Source organism: Arthrobacter sp. MDT1-48-3, assembly GCF_054511015.1.
In genome coordinates, this window is sequence record NZ_JBTNDL010000002.1 from 399,935 (window position 1) to 417,963 (window position 18,029).

The window sequence follows — 18,029 nt, forward strand, 5'->3', positions numbered from 1 at the left end:
GCGGGTGCCCTACAGCTCCGGCGCCCGCTTCGCCCACCCCGTCGCCTGCTCGAACGCATACGCGACCTGCAGCAGTTCGACGTCGCTGCCGTGCGGCATCGCGAGCTGCAGCCCGACCGGCAGGCCGTCCTCGCTGAAGCCGGCCGGCACCGACACCGCGGGCAGCCCGGTCGCCGAGATCAGGCAGGCCGAACGCATCCAGTCCAGGTACGTCTCGAACTCCACGCCGTTGACCGACGTCGGATACCGCTCAGTGGCGTCGAACGGAAGCACCTGCGCCGTCGGACTGGCGAAGACGTCGTACTTCCCGAAGTAGCGCCGCACGCTCGTGTCGAGCCGGGTCCGGGCGAGGGCGGCATCGACCATGTCCTGCGCCGTCAGCTGCAACCCCTGCTCAACATTCCAGCGGATCTCGGGTTTGATCACGTCGCCGTGCTTCTGCACGAGCTCACCGAGGCCGAGCACGAAGTCGAAGGCGCGCGTCGTACCGAACACCTGGTCGGCGTCGCGCAGGTCCGGCGCGGCCTCCTCGACGATCGCGCCGAGGTCGGCGAAGACCTGCAGCTGTCCCTCGAGGACCCGCAGTACCTCGCGATCCACCGGCACACCCACCCCGAAATCGGGCGACCAGCCGATGCGTAGCCCGGTCAGGTCCCGCTGCAGCGGGGCGGCGAACGAGCCCGACACGGGGTAGGCGTACGGAACCGCCGGGTCGGCACCGGCGATCGCCGTCATCCCCAGCGCGATGTCCACGACATCACGAGCCATCAGCCCGTTGCGGCCGAGCCATGCCCAGGCGTTGCGCGTCGGCACGGCGGGGACGACGCCGATCGACGGGCGGTACCCGACCACGTTGCAGAACGACGCGGGGATCCGCAGCGAGCCGCCCATGTCGCTGCCGTCGCCGAGCGGCTGGATGCGTGCCGCGATCGATGCCGCCACTCCCCCGCTGCTGCCGCCGGCACTGCGCGTGGTGTCGTACGGATTGACCGTCGTCCCGAAGACCTCGTTGAAGGTATGTGAGCCGGCGGCGAACTCCGGCACGTTCGTCTTGCCCGTCGTCACCACACCGGCGCTCTTCAGGCGGCCGATGATCAGGTCGTCGAACGTCGGCACGAAATCCCGGAAGATCGGTGACCCCTGCGTCGTGCGCAGTCCCCTGGTGTTGTGCGTGTCCTTGTGCGTCATCGGCAGACCGTGCAGCGGCGGGAGGTCGGCGCTCGACGCCGTCAGGTCATCGGCTGCGTCCGCGAGCGCTGCGGCGCCCTCGCGGTCCTCGGTGATGACGGCGTTGATCGGGCCGTTGGCGGCGTCGATGCGGTCGAAGTGCGCCTCGAGCGCCTCGCGTGCGGACACCTCCCGACGACGGATGGCCCCCGTGAGTTCGACAGCGGACAGGTCGGAGAGTGCACCGGTCACGCGGTGGTCCCGACCTTCGACAGCAGGGCCGTCATGGCGGCCCGGACTCCGGTGGAGAGCGTGGGCTCGATCGCCGGCGCGAAGTACGGCGAGTGGTTGCCGGGAACGGGGTCGTCGCCGTCGAGAAGCTCCTGCGGGTGTCCGCCGAAGAACCAGTAGACGCTCGGTACACCGATGGCCTCGGCCAGGAGTCCGAAGTCCTCGCTGCCCATCACCGGCGGGGCCTCGATGACGGCGTCCTCCCCGAGCACCTCGCCGAGAACCGCCATCAGATCCTCCGTCGACGCAGGGTCGTTGTAGCACTGGGGGAAATTCGTGATCTGCTCGATCACCGGCTCCGGCGCTCCCGACGCCGCGGCCTCCGCGCTGATGATCCGCCGCAGCGAGCCGAGGACGCGCTCGCGCACGTCGACGTCGAACGTCCGCACGTTGAGCGTGAACTCCGCCGACGCCGGGATGATGTTCTCCTTCAGCCCGCCGTGGAAGGTGCCGATCGTGACGACCGCGGACTTCATGGGGTGCACCTCGCGCGAGACGATCGTCTGGATGCGCACCACCATGTGGGCGCCGAGCACGATCGGGTCGATCGACTGCTCGGGCTGCGAGCCGTGCGCCTGCTTGCCGTGCACGGTCACCTTCCAGGAGTCGGCCATCGCCATGGCGGTGCCCTTGCTGATGTTCACGGTGCCGGCGAGTCCCGGCCACACATGCTGCCCGTAGATGATCGACGGCTTCGGCGCCTTGTCCCACAGGCCGTCCTCGACCATCGCCTCCGCGCCCTCGCCGGTCTCCTCGCCGGGCTGGAAGATGAAGACCACGGTGCCGGACCACGCCTCGCGGCTCTCTGCCAGCAGCTGGGCGGCGGTGAGGCCCACGGTCATGTGGGTGTCGTGGCCGCAGCCGTGCATCACGGGGACATCGGTGCCGTCGGCGAGGTTGCCCGCCGTCGTGCTGGCGTAGGCGAGGCCGGTGTCCTCGGCGATGGGCAGGCCGTCCGTGTCCGCGCGGTAGCCGACCACCGGGCCGTCGCCGTTGCGCAGGATCCCGACGACGCCGGTGCCCCCGCACATGAAGGTCTCCAGGCCGAGGTGGTTCAGTTTCTCGAGGATGAACGCCGCCGTGTGCGTCTCCTGCATGGAGAGCTCGGGGTGGGCGTGGAGGTGCTGGTACAGCTCGTGCATGGCGGTGGTGTCGGCGTCGGAGAGGTCGAAGACGGCGGTGTCGATGGTCATGGTGTCCTTTCGGGCGGGTCTGTCTGGGAGCCTAGTTGACGAGGGTGGTGGGCGTGGCGGTCGCCTTGCGCGAGCGCAGGAACCAGGCCAGCACGGCGGTGATCAGGACGACGACGCCGGTGGCCGGCTTGGCGAGTGCGGGAACCGCAGGCACCAGGACGAAGAGCACCACCACCGCGACGACGACGGCGATCACGGTCACGCGGGGCTGTTTCATGGTGACGATCAGCTGGACGAGGACGCCGCCGATGATCGCCGGGAAGATGTAGAGGCGCGCCACGTCGACGATGTCGGTGGGGATGATGCTGACCAGCCAGGTCCCGAGGATCCCGACGAACAGCAGCATCGAGACGACGTGGACCATCGCCGCGCCGCAGATGGCCATGAGGGCAGCGAACTCGCCGCGCTTGGTGCCGGCTTTCGCTCCGACGGCCGCCTGTGCCACCAGGGCCGAGGGCAGGAGCTTGTTGGCGATGTTGCCGATCATGAAGGCCTGGTACATCGCGGCCGGCCCGAGCACCGGGTAGTAGGTGATGGGTTCCACGAACCAGAGCACGAAGAACGCTGCGGCGACGGCGAGATAGGCCGTCCAGATCATCCCGGCGGTGATGCCCAGGTCCGTGAAGAAGACGAGGTACAGGGGCGCGGCGAGGGAGAGGAGGAGGGCGGTGCCCATGGTGAGCTGGCCCCAGCGGGAGGTGGTGCGGTCGAATTCGGCGAGCGATGCGGAGGAGGTGACGGCAGTATCTGCAGCAGACATGGTGGTTCCTTTCGGGTGAGGTACTGCCTAGGCGGCGGGGGCCATGCCGGAGGTGTGGGCGATGTACGCGGCGAACAACCCGACGATGATCGAGATGCCGAGCCCCCACTCCCTCAGCCAGGTCGCGGAGGTCCTGTTCGCGAGGACGATGCACACGGCCATGGTGATGGCCGAGACGATGACCGAGAGGATGTGAACCGGTGTCTTGCCGAGTTCGGCGATACCGAGGCTTGCGAAGGCACCGATGAGGGCGGCCGCCGGCACGATGGCCATCAGGGCGGGATTGACCCGCCGCAGCTTCGTGTCACCCCTGCGCAGGATGGGCGTCAGCACGAGGGTCGCCAGCATCCAGCCGGCACCGGAGAGACTCATGGCCATGAATGCCACCACGAACACCGCCTGCGTGTAGTCCGGCCCGCCGAGGGTGGCGCCCATGGTGCCGGCGGCAAGGCTCGCGGAGGCCGATTCGGTGGCGGCCGAGCCGACGAGGCCGATCCGCACCAGCACGGCCGGTGTGCCGAACAGCGTGAGGAGGGCGATGCTGACCAGTACCACGGCCAGCGACGGCCCGATCGCGGCGATGGCACCGGCCCGGAAGGACGTCCGCAGTTCGTCAGCGGAGATGTCTGCCGCGGGTCCGGCCTTCTTCGCGGCCTTCATGTAGATCAGCGACTGGACGATGATGGCCGCGAATACCCCGAGGGCGAGGATCCAGAGGACGGGCAGGTTGGCGATCGCAAGGATGTCCGTGGACAGTCCCTCGGGAGTCAGTGCAGTTTTCATAGGAACTCCGGTCGGCAGGGCGGGTGGGGGTCGAAGAGCCGGTCAGTCGGTCGGTCGGGTGTCGGTGCCGTCGAGCCGGCGGAGGGTTGCGGCGAGCGCGCTCACGCCGGTGGCGATGTCCTCCGTACTGCTCCACTCCTCCGGGCAATGGCTCTTGCCGTTCTTGGAGGGGATGAAGAGCATGCCCATGGGTGCGAGGGAGGCCATGTGCACGGCGTCGTGCGTCGCACCGCTGGGGATCGGCATCCACGGCAGTCCGAGGGCGTCGGCGGCCGCGCCGGCCACGTCCTGCACGCCCCGGTCCGCCTGGACCACGGCGTTGTCGGTCGACCACTCGAAGCCGACGTCGACGCCGAGGTCGGTCGCCTTCGCGGCGATCTCGGCGGTGAGGCGTCCCTTGACGCCGGACAGCCAGGAGGAGTCGACGCTGCGGACCTCGCTGTACATGCGGACGAGGGACGGCACCACGTTCGGTGACCGGGATTCCGATTCCACGCGCGTCGACGTCGCGACGCCATGGGTGGGCGCCCCGCAGCCTTCGGCGCGCACCGCGAGGACGGCCTCGGCGGCGGCGATCATCGCGTCCCGGCGGTCCTCCATGGAGGTGGTTCCGGCGTGGTCCGCGGAGCCCGCGAAGGTGGCGATGAAGCGCTCGATCCCGGTGATCGCGGTGACGACGCCCAGCGGCAACCCGCGCTTCTCGAGGGTGGGGCCCTGTTCGATGTGCAGTTCGACGAAGGCGTGCAGCGGTCGCTTCGCCCAGGGCACGTCGGAGAGCGTCGACGGATCGAGACCGAAGTCCGTGTATGCCCGGCCGAGGCTCACGCCGCGGTAGTCCCGCCGTTCGAGGTCCTCCGGCGTCATCTCCTGGGCTGCGCACCGGCTGCCCAGGCAGCTCAGGCCGAAGACGTTGGATTCCTCCCCGAGGAAATCGACGACCAGCAGGTCCCGCTCCAGCTGCGTCCCGGATTCCTGCAGGAGCCGTGCGGCCTCGATGGACCCGAGGACACCGACGATGCCGTCGAACCGTCCACCGCCGTCGACCGTATCCGTGTGCGATCCCGTGACCAGCGCCGGGGCGGACGGTTCGCGGCCTGCGAGACGGCCCACGATGTTGCCGGCGGCATCGACATGCACCTCCAGGCCGACCTCGCGCATGCGGTCGGCGGTCCAGCTCCGGGAGTCCCGGTAGGGCTCGCTGAACACCTCCCGGGTCCAGCCGGGACGGTCGCCGTCGGCGAAATCGGACAGTGCGGTGACGCCGATGCCGAGTCGTTCGAGGGTCTCGAGTGAGGTGGACTGGAGCATGGGATCCTGTCATTCGCGCAAACGATTGCGTTCCGCATCGGGGAAGGACGATCGCGGAAGTATGGTGTACATCACACTACGGGTGGGTGGTTTCGTCAATGTTTCCGCACTGTGAAAGCTGCGGGACGGCGTACCACTCGCGCAAACCTTTGCGTGTCCCCTGCACCTGCTGTCCGGGGAGCCCCGGGCCCCTAGACTCGAGGCAATGAAGGACGAACCCATCACCGCCCCGACATCCGGTCGATCGCGCCCCGTGACGCTCGCGACCGTGGCGCGGCATGCGCAGGTGCATGTGTCCACGGCATCACGGGCGCTGAGCGACGATCCGGCCGGGGTGGGTGCGGATACGGTCCGGCGCGTTCGGGAGCTGGCTGCCGTGCTCGGGTACCGGCGCGACGTCGGCGCGGCGGGACTGAGGACCGGATCGTCCCGCCTGATCGGCGTCCTCGTCCCTCGCCTCACCGATCTCGTGCTCGCGTCCATCTACGAGAGCATCGACGCCGCGGCCAGCGCTGCCGGCTACGGGACGGTCGTCGCCAACACCCTCGACGACCCGGATCACCGACGGACCCGTCTCGACGCGATGCTCTCGCGGAGGATCGACGGCGTCATCATCGGCGATTCCCACATCGGTGACACGGCAGCGCATGAGTTGCGGCGCCGGGGCGTCCCCTACGTCCTCGTCATGCGGAAACTCGAGGGCCACCTGTCCGTCACCACGGACGACCACCGCGGTGGGCACCTCGCGGCCGAGCACCTCCTGGCTCTCGGTCACCGTCGGGTGGGAGTCATCGCCGGTGACCAGTTGGCGAGCACGGGCCGCGAGCGGACCCTCGGATTTCGCAGGGCCTTCGAGTCCGCCGGCTATCCGCTGCCGGACGCCTACGTCGTCGAGTCGGCGTTCAGCACGCCCTCGGGGCTGGAGGCGGGTCGGCAGCTCATGCAGTTGCCGGAGTCACCCACGGCCATCTTCGCCGTGCACGACCTCCTCGCCCTCGGCGCGATGGGAGCCATCCGCGACGCCGGGAAACGGGTCGGCGACGACGTCGCGCTGGTCGGCTACAACGATCTCGACCTCGCAGCGACGCTCCCGGTCCCGCTGACCTCCATCCGCTCCGACCTGCAGCGGATGGGCACCCTCAGCGTCGACGCACTGCTGCGGGGGTTCAAGGGGGAGACCGCTTTGAGCGTCCTGTTGCAGCCGGAGCTGATCGTCCGGGCCACCACGCCGCCGTTGCGTTCCTAGGCGAGCCTTGGCGGCCTGTTCACCTCCCTGCCCAGCGGAGGCAACCCGCCCGTGACTCTGCCTCGGCAGCGTGGAACCGACACCACCGCTGCCCGACGAGGAGCCATCCGTGAAAGCAATCGTCCGCGCCATCTCCGTCCTGCTGTCCGCCGTCCTGGTCACCGGCGCCGCGAAGCCAGCCGTCGAGGACTTCCCCGCCACGGTCGACGGCGGCGCCTGGCCCGCCGGGCACGTCCAGGGGATCGCCGTCGACACCGAGAACGAGGTCGTCTACTACTCCTTCACCTCGATGCTGGTGAAAACCGACCTCGACGGCACAGTCCTCGGCACTGTCACGGGATTCACCGGCCACCTCGGGGACCTCGACTTCAACGAGAAGGACGGCCGCGTCTACGGATCGCTGGAGTACAAGGCGGCCGAGTCCTTCTACATCGCCATCTTCGACGTCGACCGCATCACCGGGATGGACATGGACGCCGAGACGGACGGCATCGTCACGGCCGTCTACCTCGACGAGGTGGTGCAGGACTTCACCGCGGATCTGGACGGCAACGGCGTCTTCGACGGCGACATCGCCGACACCCCGGACCACCGCTACGGCAGCAGCGGGATCGACGGTGTCTCCTTCGGCCCGGCATTCGGCCGCAAGAACGGCAGGCAGCTGCTCACGGTCGCCTACGGCGTGTACTCGAACACCGAACGCACGGACAACGACCACCAGGTGCTCCTGCAGTACGACGTCACGCGCTGGAGGAAGTACGAGCAGCCGCTCACCCAGGCCGCCCCCCACACCTCCGGCCCGGCGACCACCGACGGCAAGTACTTCGTCCACACCGGCAACACCACCTACGGCGTGCAGAACCTGAACTACGACGCCTTCACCCACACCTGGCTCCTCGGCGTCTACAGGGGCGTGAAGGAGCACTTCCCCAACTACTCGCTCTACGCCATCGACGGCTCGTCACGACCTGTACGAGGCATCATCGAGGGCCAGCCGACCCGCGAGGAAGGCCTGCTCCTCCCCCTCCTCCAGCAGGGCCTCTCCCACGAGCCCACCGGAATCCGGGGCTGGAACTTCACCGCCGACGTCGGACTCGAGTCCCTCGGCAACGGCTACTTCTACATCGCCACCCAGGGCCGGATCACCGAGGACGGTGTCACCCGGCAGACCGCCGTGCTCGACCTGTTCCGCTGGACCGGCGCGCCGTCGTCGCCCTTCGAACCCGTGGCCCGGTAGGTCGGGTCCGGCCGGGCACCGGTCCACGAGCACCCTTTCCACTGCATACCGCGCTTTCCCGGCTCGACGACGTGGTCCTCGATCTGGCGACCCCGGGCCGAAATAGTACAGAATGCGATCATGGACATCACTGACAACGGACCGAACCCGAACGCGTTCGACATCGAGAGTGCAACGACGGCGAACACCGATTACCGTCGCGTCGCCTGGACGGGAAAGCACCTGCAAGTGACGCTCATGTCGATCGAGCCGGGCAATGCGATCGGCCTCGAGGTGCACCACGGCACCGACCAGTTCCTGCGCGTCGATGCCGGGAAGGGCCGCGTCACGATGGGGCCCTCGAAGGACGACCTCTCGTACCAGCAGGACGTCGAGGACGGCTGGAGCATCCAGGTGCCCGCCGGCACATGGCACGACGTCGAGAACACCGGGGACGAACCCCTGCGTCTCTACGCCGTCTACGCACCCACGCACCACGCGCAGGGCATCGTGCAGGCGACGGCGGACGACGCCGAGAAGGACGAAGAGCAGGGCCGCGACGAGCCGCCGTCGTGGGTCGAGGAAGTCGACGACAAGGGCGAAGAGAGCGCCTGACCACCGTCGCTCCCGGTCCGGGTCCGCAACCGGACCGGGTACGACGACGGGGATCAGGAACGGGGAGCGTCGATTCCTGCCTGCGCCTGGACGCGGCAGTTCAGGACGGCGATCAGCGTGGCCGCGTCGGCAGGGACCGCCGGGTCGTACCCGGTGAGCTGATGGACCCGTGCCAGCCGGTTGAGCACCGTGTTGCGGTGGCAGTACAGCTGCTGCGCAGCCAGGGAGACCGATCCGGAGTTCACGTAGGCGAGGAGGGTCTCGACGAGGCGTTCCCCCTCCGCCGCCGGGATGCGCGCCAGCGGCCCGAGGACCTCGTCGGCGAGCACCGCGCCGAACCCGCCCAGCCGGGCGGCAGCCACCGGGCCCCAGGCCTGCCGGATCGACTGGTGGCCCGGCGCCGTGAAGTCCAGCACCGCCACGGCCTCGAGGGCCACGCGGACCACCGTCGGGACCTCCGCCAGGGACCCCGCGACGGGCGCGACGAAGCACCGGAGGCCGGTCAGCCAGGCCGGCACGGCGACCGTCGCCCGACCCGACGGCGGACGCCGGTCCTCGAGGACGAGGATGAGCGCTCCGTCGCGCTCGTGCAGGTAGTCCTCCGCCTGCGCCCGGGCGACGCCGGCCCTGAACTCCCTGCGCGCACTCTCCGCCCCGACCGCGACGACGAACGATCCCTGCGGAGACACGCCCAGCGCCCGGGCGGCCTGCCCGAGCAGTTGCGGGTCCCGACCGTCGGAGGACAGCAGCCTCGACAGCAGGAAGGCCCGCTGCTGTTCCTTCTCGTGGGCCATCGACGCGAGTTCGTCCATGTAGCCGGCGTGCACACGGGTCACATGGAACTCGACGGCTTCCCACACCCGCACCGCATCGTGCGTGAAATCGGACAGGGACTCGGCCGGGACCCTGCCGAGCATCTCGGTCCACAGGATGCGGAAGTCCATCCGCACGGCCCGCAGCAGTGATTCGAGGGGTACACCCTGGCTCGCCCTGCGGTGGCCGAGCGCGTCCGACATGAGCGCCAGGCGCTCCGGAACCGGCAGTCCGCCGACCATCCTCAGCAGCAGCTCCATCGAGGCGACGGCCGTGTCCCGCAGGTCCTGGTCCTGGACGGGCGAGCCCGCGTAGCCCTCGATGTCCTGCACGTCGATCAGGAACCGTTCGGCGATGCCGTCGATGTCCGCAAGGCAGCTGGTCACCACGTCGGACAGGACCGACCGCCCGGTTGCCGAGGAGTCACTGTTCTTGGGCATTTGCCCATCCTAGGGCTGGAGTCCGTGCCATCCCTCCATTGTGGGCGCCGGTGACGGAGACCACACTGATAGGAATCGAACAGCTCCACCCACTCGAGGGAACACCATGCTCGACGTCAAGATCATCAACGCCCAGCTCTTCACGCTGAGCGATACCCGCCCGACCGCGCAGTCGATGGGCATCCTCAACGGGCTCATCGTCGGGTTCGACGACGACGTCTCCGGCCTCCCGGCCCGGCGGACGATCGACGCGGACCAGGCCGTCGTCGTCCCCGGGTTTGGAGATTCCCACAACCACATGGCGTGGTTCGGGCAGTCACTGCAGGAGCTCGACCTCAGCGGCTGCCGCACCCTCGACGAGGTGTCCGCAGCGGTGCGGGATGCCGCAGCGATCCTCCACGAGGGTCAGTGGCTCGTCGGGTCCGGGTACGACGACACCGTCCTCGGCGCCCACCCGCACCGCACGCTGCTGGACGCCGCAGCCCCGGGACGCCCGGTCTGGCTGAAGCACCGATCCGGCCACATGTGCTCGGTGAACTCCCTCGCCCTCGAGCTGGCCGGCGTCCTCGACGGCACGGCCGCGACGCCGGAAGGCGGGAAGGTGGTGACGGACGCCGACGGCCCGACGGGCCTGCTGGAGGAACGGGCCCAGCAGCTCGTCACCGCACTCGTGCTGCCGTATCCCGTCACGGATCTGGCCGACGCCGTCGCGGGGGCCAGCGAGGTGTACGCGTCCGAGGGCCTGACGCATGTGGTGGAAGCGGGCATCGGCGGCGGACTGATCGGACGCAGCCCCGTCGAACTCGCCGCCTACGCGCTCGCCCGCCGGCAGGGCGGACTGCGGACGCGCGTCCAGCTCATGGTCGCCAGTGACGCCCTCCACCCGGTCACGGCGCACGACGACGACGGCATGACTTTCGGCCTGGACCTCGGCATCGCGACGGGCTTCGGGGACGACACAGTCCGGATCGGCCCGATGAAGATCTTCGTGGACGGGTCCCTGATTGGGCGCACCGCTGCCGTGACCGAACCGTTCTGCGACCACGCGCACGGCACCGGCGACTTCCAGCTCTCGATCGAGGAACTGACCCGCCGGATCGTCTCGGCACACTGCTCGGGCTGGACCGTCGCCGCGCACGCCATCGGGGACTCCGCCGTCGACGTCGCCCTCGACGCCTTCGCGGCAGCCCAGCAGCAGCAACCCCGGCCCGGCGTCCGCCACCGGATCGAACACGCGGGCATGGTGCGCCCCGACCAGCTCGACCGGTTCGTGGAGCTCGGCATCACGCCCGTCCCGCAACCGCGCTTCCTGTACGAGGTCGGCGACACCATGGCCACCGCCGTCGGACGCGACCGCGAGCCGTGGGTCTACCGCCATCGATCCTTCCTCGAGCGGGGCGTGCGTGTGCCGGGCAGCTCCGACCGCCCGGTCGCGACCGGCGCTCCCCTGCTCGGCATGCAGTCCATGGTGCAGCGGACCACGTCGTCGGGTGCCGTCATCGCTCCCGAGGAGCGCGTCGACGCCGAGACCGCCCTGCGCGCGTACACCGTGGACGCCGCGTGGGCCGCCGGCGAGGAGGACCGCCGGGGCACCCTCGAGGCGGGCAAGCTCGCCGACCTCGTCGTCCTCTCCGACCACCCCGCCCGCGTCGACCCGGACCGGATCGGCGCCATCACCGTCCTCGCCACCCTCGTGGGCGGCGAGTGCGTCTTCGGCGACGGATTCCTCATCCCCCGGACGGTCGTCCCCGTCCCTGCCACCACCCCGCTCCCCTCCGACCAGGAAGTATGACCATGCAACCCTCCGAGGCAACACCCGCACCCCCACCAGAGATCCCGACAGTGAGCGGGGCCGACGCCGGCAAGATCGCGCGCGCCGCGTTCGTCGGCACGGCCCTGGAATGGTACGACTACTTCCTCTTCGGCACCGCCGCGGCGATCGTGTTCAACCGCCTGTTCTTCACCACGCTGGATCCCACAGCAGCTACCCTCGCCGCCTTTGCGACCTTCGGCGTCGGCTTCGCGGCCCGCCCGCTCGGCGCCGTCCTCTTCGGCTTCATCGGCGACCGCGTGGGGCGCCGACCCGCCCTGCTCATCACCATCGTGATGATCGGCTGTGCCACCGGGCTCATCGGCGTCCTGCCGGACTTCGGCAGCATCGGGTTGGCAGCGCCGATCATGCTCGCCATCCTGCGCCTGATGCAGGGCCTGGCCGTGGGCGGCGAATGGGGTGGAGCCATGACGATCGCCGTCGAGCACGCACCCATCGAGAAGCGCGGCCGGTACGCGGCGCTCGTGCAGGTCGGTTCTCCCGTCGGCACCCTGATGTCCTCCGGCGCCTTCGCCCTCGTCCTGCTGCTGCCCTCGGAGGCCTTCGACTCCTGGGGCTGGCGCCTGCCGTTCCTGGCCGCCTTCCCGCTGCTGCTGATCGCCCTCTACATCCGGCTCAAGGTCGAGGAGTCCCCGATCTTCCGGGAGCTCGTCAAGCTCGAGGAGCGCGCCAAGATCCCTGCGCTGGAGGTCTTCCGCAACGCGTGGGGCCGCCTGCTCGTCGCTGTCGCCGCCGCGTTCCTCGGCGTCGGCGGGTTCTACGTGATGACCACCTTCGTCATCAGCTACGGCACCGTCACGCTCGGCCTCGAGCGTGGGCTCATGGTCAACGCGACGCTGGTCGCCGCCGTCTTTCAGATCGGCGTCGTGCTCGTCATGGGACGCCTCAGCGAGCGCGTCGGGCCGGGACGCATGACCCTTCTCGGTGGCCTCGTCACCGCCGCAGCGGCGTTCCCGCTGTTCTGGCTCATCGACACGAGGAACCCCGCGGCCATCATCCTCGCCGTGACGCTCGGCATCGCGTTCCTGTCCATCGCCTACGCGGTGACCGGCGCCCTGCTCACCGAGCTGTTCCCGCCCCACCTCCGCTACAGCGGTGTCGCGCTGGGTTACAACCTCGCCGGCGCTCTGAGCGGGTTCCTCCCCTTCATCGCCGTCGCGCTCCAGGGCGCCACCGGCGGCGGATCCTGGACCGCGGCCCTGCTGCTCATGGCCGTCTCGCTCATCACCGCGGCCGGCGGCTTCTTCGGCGAGCGCCTCCGCGTGAAGGACAAGGCCATTGTCCAGTGATGTCACGCCCGGGTCCGGGCTCGACGACGGACAGCGCACCCGGATCCTCGACGCCGTCGATGCCGCCTTCGACCGCCAGCTCGCGTTCACGGCCGAGCTCGTCCGCCACCCGTCGCTGCGGGCGCAGGAGGCCAGTGCCCAGGACCTGATGGTCGGCGCCCTCCAGGAACGCGGGTTCGAGCTGGACCGGTGGCAGCTGGAGGAGGAGTCCCTGTCCGGGCATGTCGGGTACGGCCCGACGACGGTGGACTTCGAGGACCTGACCAACGTGGTGGGGACGTACACGCCGTCGGCGCCGGCAGCCGGGCGGTCGCTGATCCTCAACGGGCACATCGACGTCGTTCCCACCGGGCCGGTGGAGACCTGGTCCCGCAGCCCCTGGGATGCCCCGATCCTCGACGGCTGGATGTACGGGCGCGGGGTCGGCGACATGAAGGCCGGGCTGGCCGCGAACCTGTTCGCGTTCGACGCCGTGCGCGCCGCCGGTCTGTCGCCCCAGGGACGCATCCACGTGCAGTCCGTCGTCGAGGAGGAATGCACGGGCAACGGGTCGCTCGCGGCGCTGCAGCGCGGCTACACGGCCGACGCCGTCGTCATTCCCGAGCCGGAGGAGGACATGCTCGTCCGCGCGAACGTGGGTGTCATCTGGTTCCGCGTCCGGGTGTCCGGGCAGCCGACACACGTCCGCGAGATGGCGTCGGGATTCAATGCGATCGACGCCGCCTATCCGGTCATGGAGGAGCTCCGCACGGTGCAGGACCGCTGGAATGCCGAGAAGGGCGAGCACCGGTACTTCGAGGACCTCGACCATCCGATCAACTTCAACATCGGCAGAATCGCCGGTGGTGACTGGCCCTCGAGCGTCCCCTCCTGGTGCGAGTTCGACGTCCGCGCCTCCCTCTACCCCGGTATCTCGGCGGCGGATGCCTGGCGTGAGATCGAGGACTGCCTGGCAGGCATCGACAGCGAGGCGGACATCTCGGCCGTGCGTACGGGCTTCTTCTCCGAGGGCTACGTCCTCGAGGAGGGGTCGGCGGCCGAGCAGGCGTTGGCGGCGGCCCACCAGCACGTCACCGGGGCCGCGTTGCAGAGCTTCACCACGCCGGGCTACCTCGACGGCCGCGTGTTCTCGCTCTACGCCGGCATCCCGGCACTGGTCTACGGGCCGACGTCGGAGGCCATCCACGGCTTCGACGAACGCGTGTCCGTCGAGTCGGTCCGCAACGTCACCAAGACGATCGCCCTGTTCATTGCCGGCTGGTGCGGAGTCGCCGAGACGGACTGAGCCGTACGACACAGAAGGAGCCCCGCCGGGTGGCGGGGCTCCTTCTGTCTGGGAGTCACTGTGTCGGTTCGTCGAGCTCCCCGAGGCACAGCGCGCGGACGGTGTCGGTGAGCACGTGCAGGCCGTTCACGATGTCCTCGTCGGTGGTGTACTCGTGCTCGTTGTGCGAGATGCCCTCGACGGAGGGGACGAACAGCATGACGGTCGGGACCACGTCCTTCATGTTGGTGGAATCGTGTCCGGCGATCGTCTGGACGCGGGCGTGCTTCAGGCCGCGGTTCGCGGCGATCTTCTCCGCCAGCTCGACGCCCTGCGGCTGGTAGGGCGTGACCGGCCAGCAGTGCGACCCGGTCTCCTCGATGCGCACCCGGGCCCGCTCCTCGATCACCCGGAGCTGCTCGTGCAGTTGCCGGTCGGCGGCGGCGAGCAGTTCCTCGTCGGCGGAGCGGAGATCCAGCAGCAGGCTCACGCGGGACGCGACGACCACCGGGGAGTTCGGGTAGACGTGCAGCTCGCCCACCGAGGTGTGGACGGCGCCCGCCGGGAACGCATCGGCGACGTCCCGCGCGGCCACGACCAGCAGCGAAGCCCCCAGCAGTGCGTCCTGCCGGTCCGCCATGACCGTCGAGCCGGTGTGGGACTGCTCGCCGTGGATGACGAACTCGTACTTGTTCGCCGCCCAGTTCGATGCGACGGCGCCGATCGCGATGCCGTCGCGCTCCATTCCGCGACCCTGCTCGATGTGGATCTCGGCGTAGTAGGCCGGGACGGGTCCGTCCAACGTGCCGGAGCTCGCCGTCGCTGCCAGTGCTTCGCGCACGGCGACCCCTGCCGGATCCGTCGTGGCGAGCGCATCCTCGAGGGCGAGCTTCCCCGTGAAGACGGAGCTGCCCATCATGGACGGCTTGAACCGCGAGCCCTCCTCGTTGAACCAGTTCACCACCGCGAGGTTGTAGCGCGGAACAGCACCGGCCGCGCGCCACTCCTCCGCGAGCGTGAACGCCGCGTGGGCTGCGGCCAGGACGCCGAAGGCGCCGTCGTACCTGCCGGCGGTCGGCTGCGAGTCGAGGTGTGAACCGACGAGCACGAAGGGTGCGCCGGGAACGAGCTCGAGGAGCCCGAACTGGTTGCCGGCCCGGTCGAAATGGACGGTGAAGCCCTGCGCCGTCAGCAGGTCCGTGAGCCAGGTACGCTGCTCGCCATCGGCCGGCGAGCCCGCCTGGCGTTCCACTCCTCCCCCGGGCGTGGCTCCGAAGGTACTGAGGGTGGCGAAGTCCTGCAGAAAGGCGGCGTCCCTCCCCTCGTACGTCGACGGGTCAGGGGTGGGTAAGGCGTCGTTGCCCATGGCGGTCCATTCTGTGGCGGAATCGGCTGTCCATCCAATCGTCCCAGCGGCAGCACCACGCGGTACTGGCTGTTCTCCACCGATCAGCGGAACCCCGGTGTGCTTTCGCACAGCGCCCGGGGAAACGGTAAGGCCGGCCCCGAAGGACCGGCCTTTCCTTCCTGCTACGGGCAGATCAGCTGATCGCTGCGCGCAGTTCCTTCGCGGCCTGTGCGGGATCATCGGCGCTGTAGATACCGCCGCCGACGACGGCGACATCGGCACCCGAGGCCTGGACGTCCTGGAGGGTGGCGAGCTTCACGCCTCCGGCGACGGAGAAGGCGACGCCGGCTTCCTTGCCTGCGGTCAGCAGGGTGTCGAGGTCGTAGCCGTCCTGGGCCTGCTCGTCGAGTCCGGCGTGGAACTCGACGAACTCCGCACCGAGGTCGGTGACCTCCCTGGCGCGGGCTGCCTTGTCGTCGACGCCGATGAGGTCCACGACCACGCCCTTGCCGTGAGCCTTGCCGGCCTTGATGGCTCCGGCGATGGTGGAGTCATCGGCGACGCCGAGCACGGTCACGAGGTCGGCGCCGGCCGTGAAGGCGATGTCGGCCTCGAGCTCGCCGGCGTCCATGGTCTTGAGATCCGCGAAGACGATCTTGTCCGGGTGGGCTTCCTTGATGGCCGTGACGGCGGAGAGTCCGGCGTTCTTGACCAAGGGGGTGCCCAGTTCGATGATGTCGACGTACTCGGCGACCTTCCCGGAGAGCTCGAGGGCGTCCTCGACGGTCAGTACGTCCATGGCGAGTTGCAGTTTCATGATGTTTCCTTTGCTGTCTGGGGGGGATCAGGGGTGGCGCGCTATTCGAGGTTGGCGTGCCGGGGCCAGAGGTCTTCGGCGGGGGTGCCGTCGGCCTTCCAGAGGGTGTGGAACGTGGCGTCGAGCACCAGGAGCAGTGCCTGCTCGAAGAGGCTGCCCGAGTACTGGCGGGACGCCGTGCCGCCGTGGTCCGTCTTCTGCGCGGCGGGGATGACCACCACGCGGTGGGCCAGTCCGGCGAGCGTCGACTCGCCGTCGGTGGTCAGGGCCGCCACCCGAGCGTCCACGGAGACCGCGGTCTCTGCAGCAGCGACGGCACCGGCGGTGGTTCCGGAGCCGGAGGCGACGATCAGGAGGTCGCCGGAGCCGATGGCCGGCGTCGTCGTCTCGCCCACCACGTGCACCGGAAGTCCGAGGTGCATGAGGCGCATGGCGTGCATGCGCAGGGCGAGGCCGCTACGGCCTCCACCGGCGACGAAGATCTTCCGGGCCTGCTGGATCTCGGCCACGAGCGCTGCGAGCTGGTCGTCCTGCAGGCTGCCGGCTGCTCCTGCGAGCTCGTCCTGGATCAGGCTCAGACTGGCTGCAACCGACGGTGTGTCCGATGCTCTCGTCACGGGTGGTGCTCCTGCCTGGAGGGGTTGGTACAGACTCCAGTCCATCACTCCCCCGGAGCGCCCGACCGCCCAAGACCTACCCCGCTGGACCTAGTTCGCGCAGGGCTAGCCTGACCTGTGGCCCGCGCCACAGCGGCGGGAGGATCAGGCGGAGGCAGGAGACGACGTCGTCATCCCGGCGAGCCTCGCGAGCGCGGCTTCGCTGCTGGATCCCGGCGCCCCGTAGTAGGTGCAGACGCTCTGGTCCGCTTCTCCCGGGACCAGGAGGGTCTGGTAGTGCAGCACGAACTCGCCGCCCACCGGGTGGTTGAAGCGGATCTCGCCCTGGTCCTTCTCGTGGACGTTCTGGTCCTCCCAGAACCGGGTGAACTCAGGGCAACCCGCACGGAGATCGGCGATGAGTTCGGCCAGCTGGCGGTCCTCCGGGAAGCGCCCGACGTCGAGGTGCAGCATCGCGGTGGTCTGCTCACCCACCTGCTCCCAGTCCCGGTAGAGCTCACGGGCCGTCGGATCGAGCAGGATGAAGCGGGCGTAGTTGCGGTGCGGAGCCGGAAGCGCCTCGAAGTCGGTCATCAGGGCCCTCGCCAGGCGGTTGCTGGCCAGCACGTCGGTGCGGCGTCCGAGGATGATCGCGGGTACCGATTCCATGACGGCGAGCAGGTCGTACAGCCCGGGGCGAACGCGCTGGGGCTCCAGGCCGGGCGTGTGGTGCGGCAGCGGAGTGCCACAGAGGTTGAGCAGGTGGTTCCGTTCCACCGTGTCGAGGCGGAGGGCCAGGGCGATGGAGTCGATGATCTCCAGCGACACCGCGCCACCGCGGCCCTGCTCGATCCGCGTGTAGTAGTCGGGGCTCATGCCGGCGAGCCGGGCCACTTCCTCGCGCCGGAGCCCGGGCACGCGCCGCACCCTGCCGTCGAAGGGCGCTCCGAGCGTGGTCGGCGAGATCCGTGCGCGTCGCGAGCGCAGGAAAGCGGAGATCTCTGCGGCCCGGTCCATGCCTTCCATCTTGCCGCACCCGGGACGTCCGCCGG

At 69.5% G+C, this 18,029-nt stretch carries 16 protein-coding genes; 6 read left to right on the top strand and 10 right to left on the bottom strand.

What is annotated here, in order from left to right:
* Positions 1-9: 9 nt before the first annotated feature.
* From ACX80L_RS06760 to ACX80L_RS06780, 5 genes are read right to left on the bottom strand one after another with little or no spacing between them, the layout of a single operon-like run.
* The gene (locus ACX80L_RS06760; RefSeq protein WP_459288514.1) at positions 10-1,419 is read right to left on the bottom strand and encodes an amidase; all 1,410 of its coding nucleotides are present in this window, start codon (positions 1,417-1,419) and stop codon (positions 10-12) included.
* Positions 1,416-2,651, bottom strand: a complete 1,236-nt coding sequence (locus tag ACX80L_RS06765; RefSeq protein WP_459288516.1) for an amidohydrolase — start codon at positions 2,649-2,651, stop codon at positions 1,416-1,418. Before ACX80L_RS06765 ends, ACX80L_RS06760 begins: the two co-directional genes overlap by 4 nt.
* Positions 2,652-2,682: 31 nt before the next feature.
* The gene (locus ACX80L_RS06770) at positions 2,683-3,411 is read right to left on the bottom strand and encodes a hypothetical protein (protein WP_459288518.1); all 729 of its coding nucleotides are present in this window, start codon (positions 3,409-3,411) and stop codon (positions 2,683-2,685) included.
* A gap of 27 nt (positions 3,412-3,438) precedes the next feature.
* Entirely contained in the window at positions 3,439-4,194 is a 756-nt protein-coding gene (locus ACX80L_RS06775) for a DUF5058 family protein (RefSeq protein ID WP_133082623.1), read from the bottom strand.
* A 42-nt stretch (positions 4,195-4,236) separates the two neighbouring features.
* Positions 4,237-5,502 (bottom strand): M20 family metallo-hydrolase, encoded by a 1,266-nt coding sequence (locus ACX80L_RS06780; protein ID WP_459288520.1) that lies wholly within the window; start codon positions 5,500-5,502, stop codon positions 4,237-4,239.
* Between the two features lie 205 nt (positions 5,503-5,707).
* Here ACX80L_RS06780 and ACX80L_RS06785 point away from each other — a divergent pair, with 205 nt between their 5' ends.
* The 3 genes from ACX80L_RS06785 to ACX80L_RS06795 all read left to right on the top strand — a co-directional run bounded on the left by ACX80L_RS06785 (position 5,708) and on the right by ACX80L_RS06795 (position 8,579).
* On the top strand, positions 5,708-6,748 hold the full coding sequence (locus ACX80L_RS06785) for a LacI family DNA-binding transcriptional regulator (protein WP_459288522.1): 1,041 nt from the start codon (positions 5,708-5,710) through the stop codon (positions 6,746-6,748).
* Between the two features lie 109 nt (positions 6,749-6,857).
* Positions 6,858-7,985 carry a hypothetical protein gene (locus ACX80L_RS06790; RefSeq protein WP_459288524.1) on the top strand — a complete coding sequence of 376 codons (1,128 nt, stop codon included), beginning with the start codon at positions 6,858-6,860 and terminating at the stop codon, positions 7,983-7,985.
* A gap of 120 nt (positions 7,986-8,105) precedes the next feature.
* Positions 8,106-8,579 (top strand): cupin domain-containing protein, encoded by a 474-nt coding sequence (locus ACX80L_RS06795; protein WP_459288526.1) that lies wholly within the window; start codon positions 8,106-8,108, stop codon positions 8,577-8,579.
* Positions 8,580-8,632: 53 nt separating this feature from the next.
* On the opposite strand, the gene ACX80L_RS06800 is transcribed toward ACX80L_RS06795, so the two are convergent.
* On the bottom strand, positions 8,633-9,832 hold the full coding sequence (locus tag ACX80L_RS06800; RefSeq protein ID WP_459288528.1) for a PucR family transcriptional regulator: 1,200 nt from the start codon (positions 9,830-9,832) through the stop codon (positions 8,633-8,635).
* 106 nt (positions 9,833-9,938) lie between these two features.
* Here ACX80L_RS06800 and ACX80L_RS06805 point away from each other — a divergent pair, with 106 nt between their 5' ends.
* The 3 genes from ACX80L_RS06805 to ACX80L_RS06815 are packed head-to-tail and all read left to right on the top strand — an operon-like array spanning position 9,939 to position 14,237.
* Positions 9,939-11,624, top strand: a complete 1,686-nt coding sequence (locus tag ACX80L_RS06805; protein ID WP_459288530.1) for an amidohydrolase — start codon at positions 9,939-9,941, stop codon at positions 11,622-11,624.
* 2 nt (positions 11,625-11,626) lie between these two features.
* Complete coding sequence (locus ACX80L_RS06810; RefSeq protein WP_459267632.1) at positions 11,627-12,952, top strand: MFS transporter; 1,326 nt, start codon at positions 11,627-11,629, stop codon at positions 12,950-12,952.
* Positions 12,942-14,237 carry an ArgE/DapE family deacylase gene (locus tag ACX80L_RS06815; RefSeq protein WP_459288532.1) on the top strand — a complete coding sequence of 432 codons (1,296 nt, stop codon included), beginning with the start codon at positions 12,942-12,944 and terminating at the stop codon, positions 14,235-14,237. The genes ACX80L_RS06810 and ACX80L_RS06815 overlap by 11 nt, the downstream gene beginning before the upstream one ends.
* A 55-nt stretch (positions 14,238-14,292) precedes the next feature.
* Here the strand turns inward: ACX80L_RS06815 and ACX80L_RS06820 are convergent, their stop codons facing one another.
* The 4 genes from ACX80L_RS06820 to ACX80L_RS06835 all read right to left on the bottom strand — a co-directional run bounded on the left by ACX80L_RS06820 (position 14,293) and on the right by ACX80L_RS06835 (position 17,994).
* Positions 14,293-15,582 carry a M20 family metallo-hydrolase gene (locus ACX80L_RS06820; RefSeq protein ID WP_459288534.1) on the bottom strand — a complete coding sequence of 430 codons (1,290 nt, stop codon included), beginning with the start codon at positions 15,580-15,582 and terminating at the stop codon, positions 14,293-14,295.
* 175 nt (positions 15,583-15,757) lie between these two features.
* Positions 15,758-16,381: a 3-hexulose-6-phosphate synthase gene (hxlA, locus tag ACX80L_RS06825; RefSeq protein WP_459288536.1), complete on the bottom strand. Its 624-nt coding sequence runs from the start codon at positions 16,379-16,381 to the stop codon at positions 15,758-15,760.
* Between the two features lie 41 nt (positions 16,382-16,422).
* Positions 16,423-17,043, bottom strand: a complete 621-nt coding sequence (gene hxlB, locus ACX80L_RS06830; RefSeq protein ID WP_459288538.1) for a 6-phospho-3-hexuloisomerase — start codon at positions 17,041-17,043, stop codon at positions 16,423-16,425.
* 99 nt (positions 17,044-17,142) lie between these two features.
* Entirely contained in the window at positions 17,143-17,994 is an 852-nt protein-coding gene (locus ACX80L_RS06835; protein WP_459288540.1) for a helix-turn-helix transcriptional regulator, read from the bottom strand.
* Positions 17,995-18,029 lie beyond the last annotated feature (35 nt).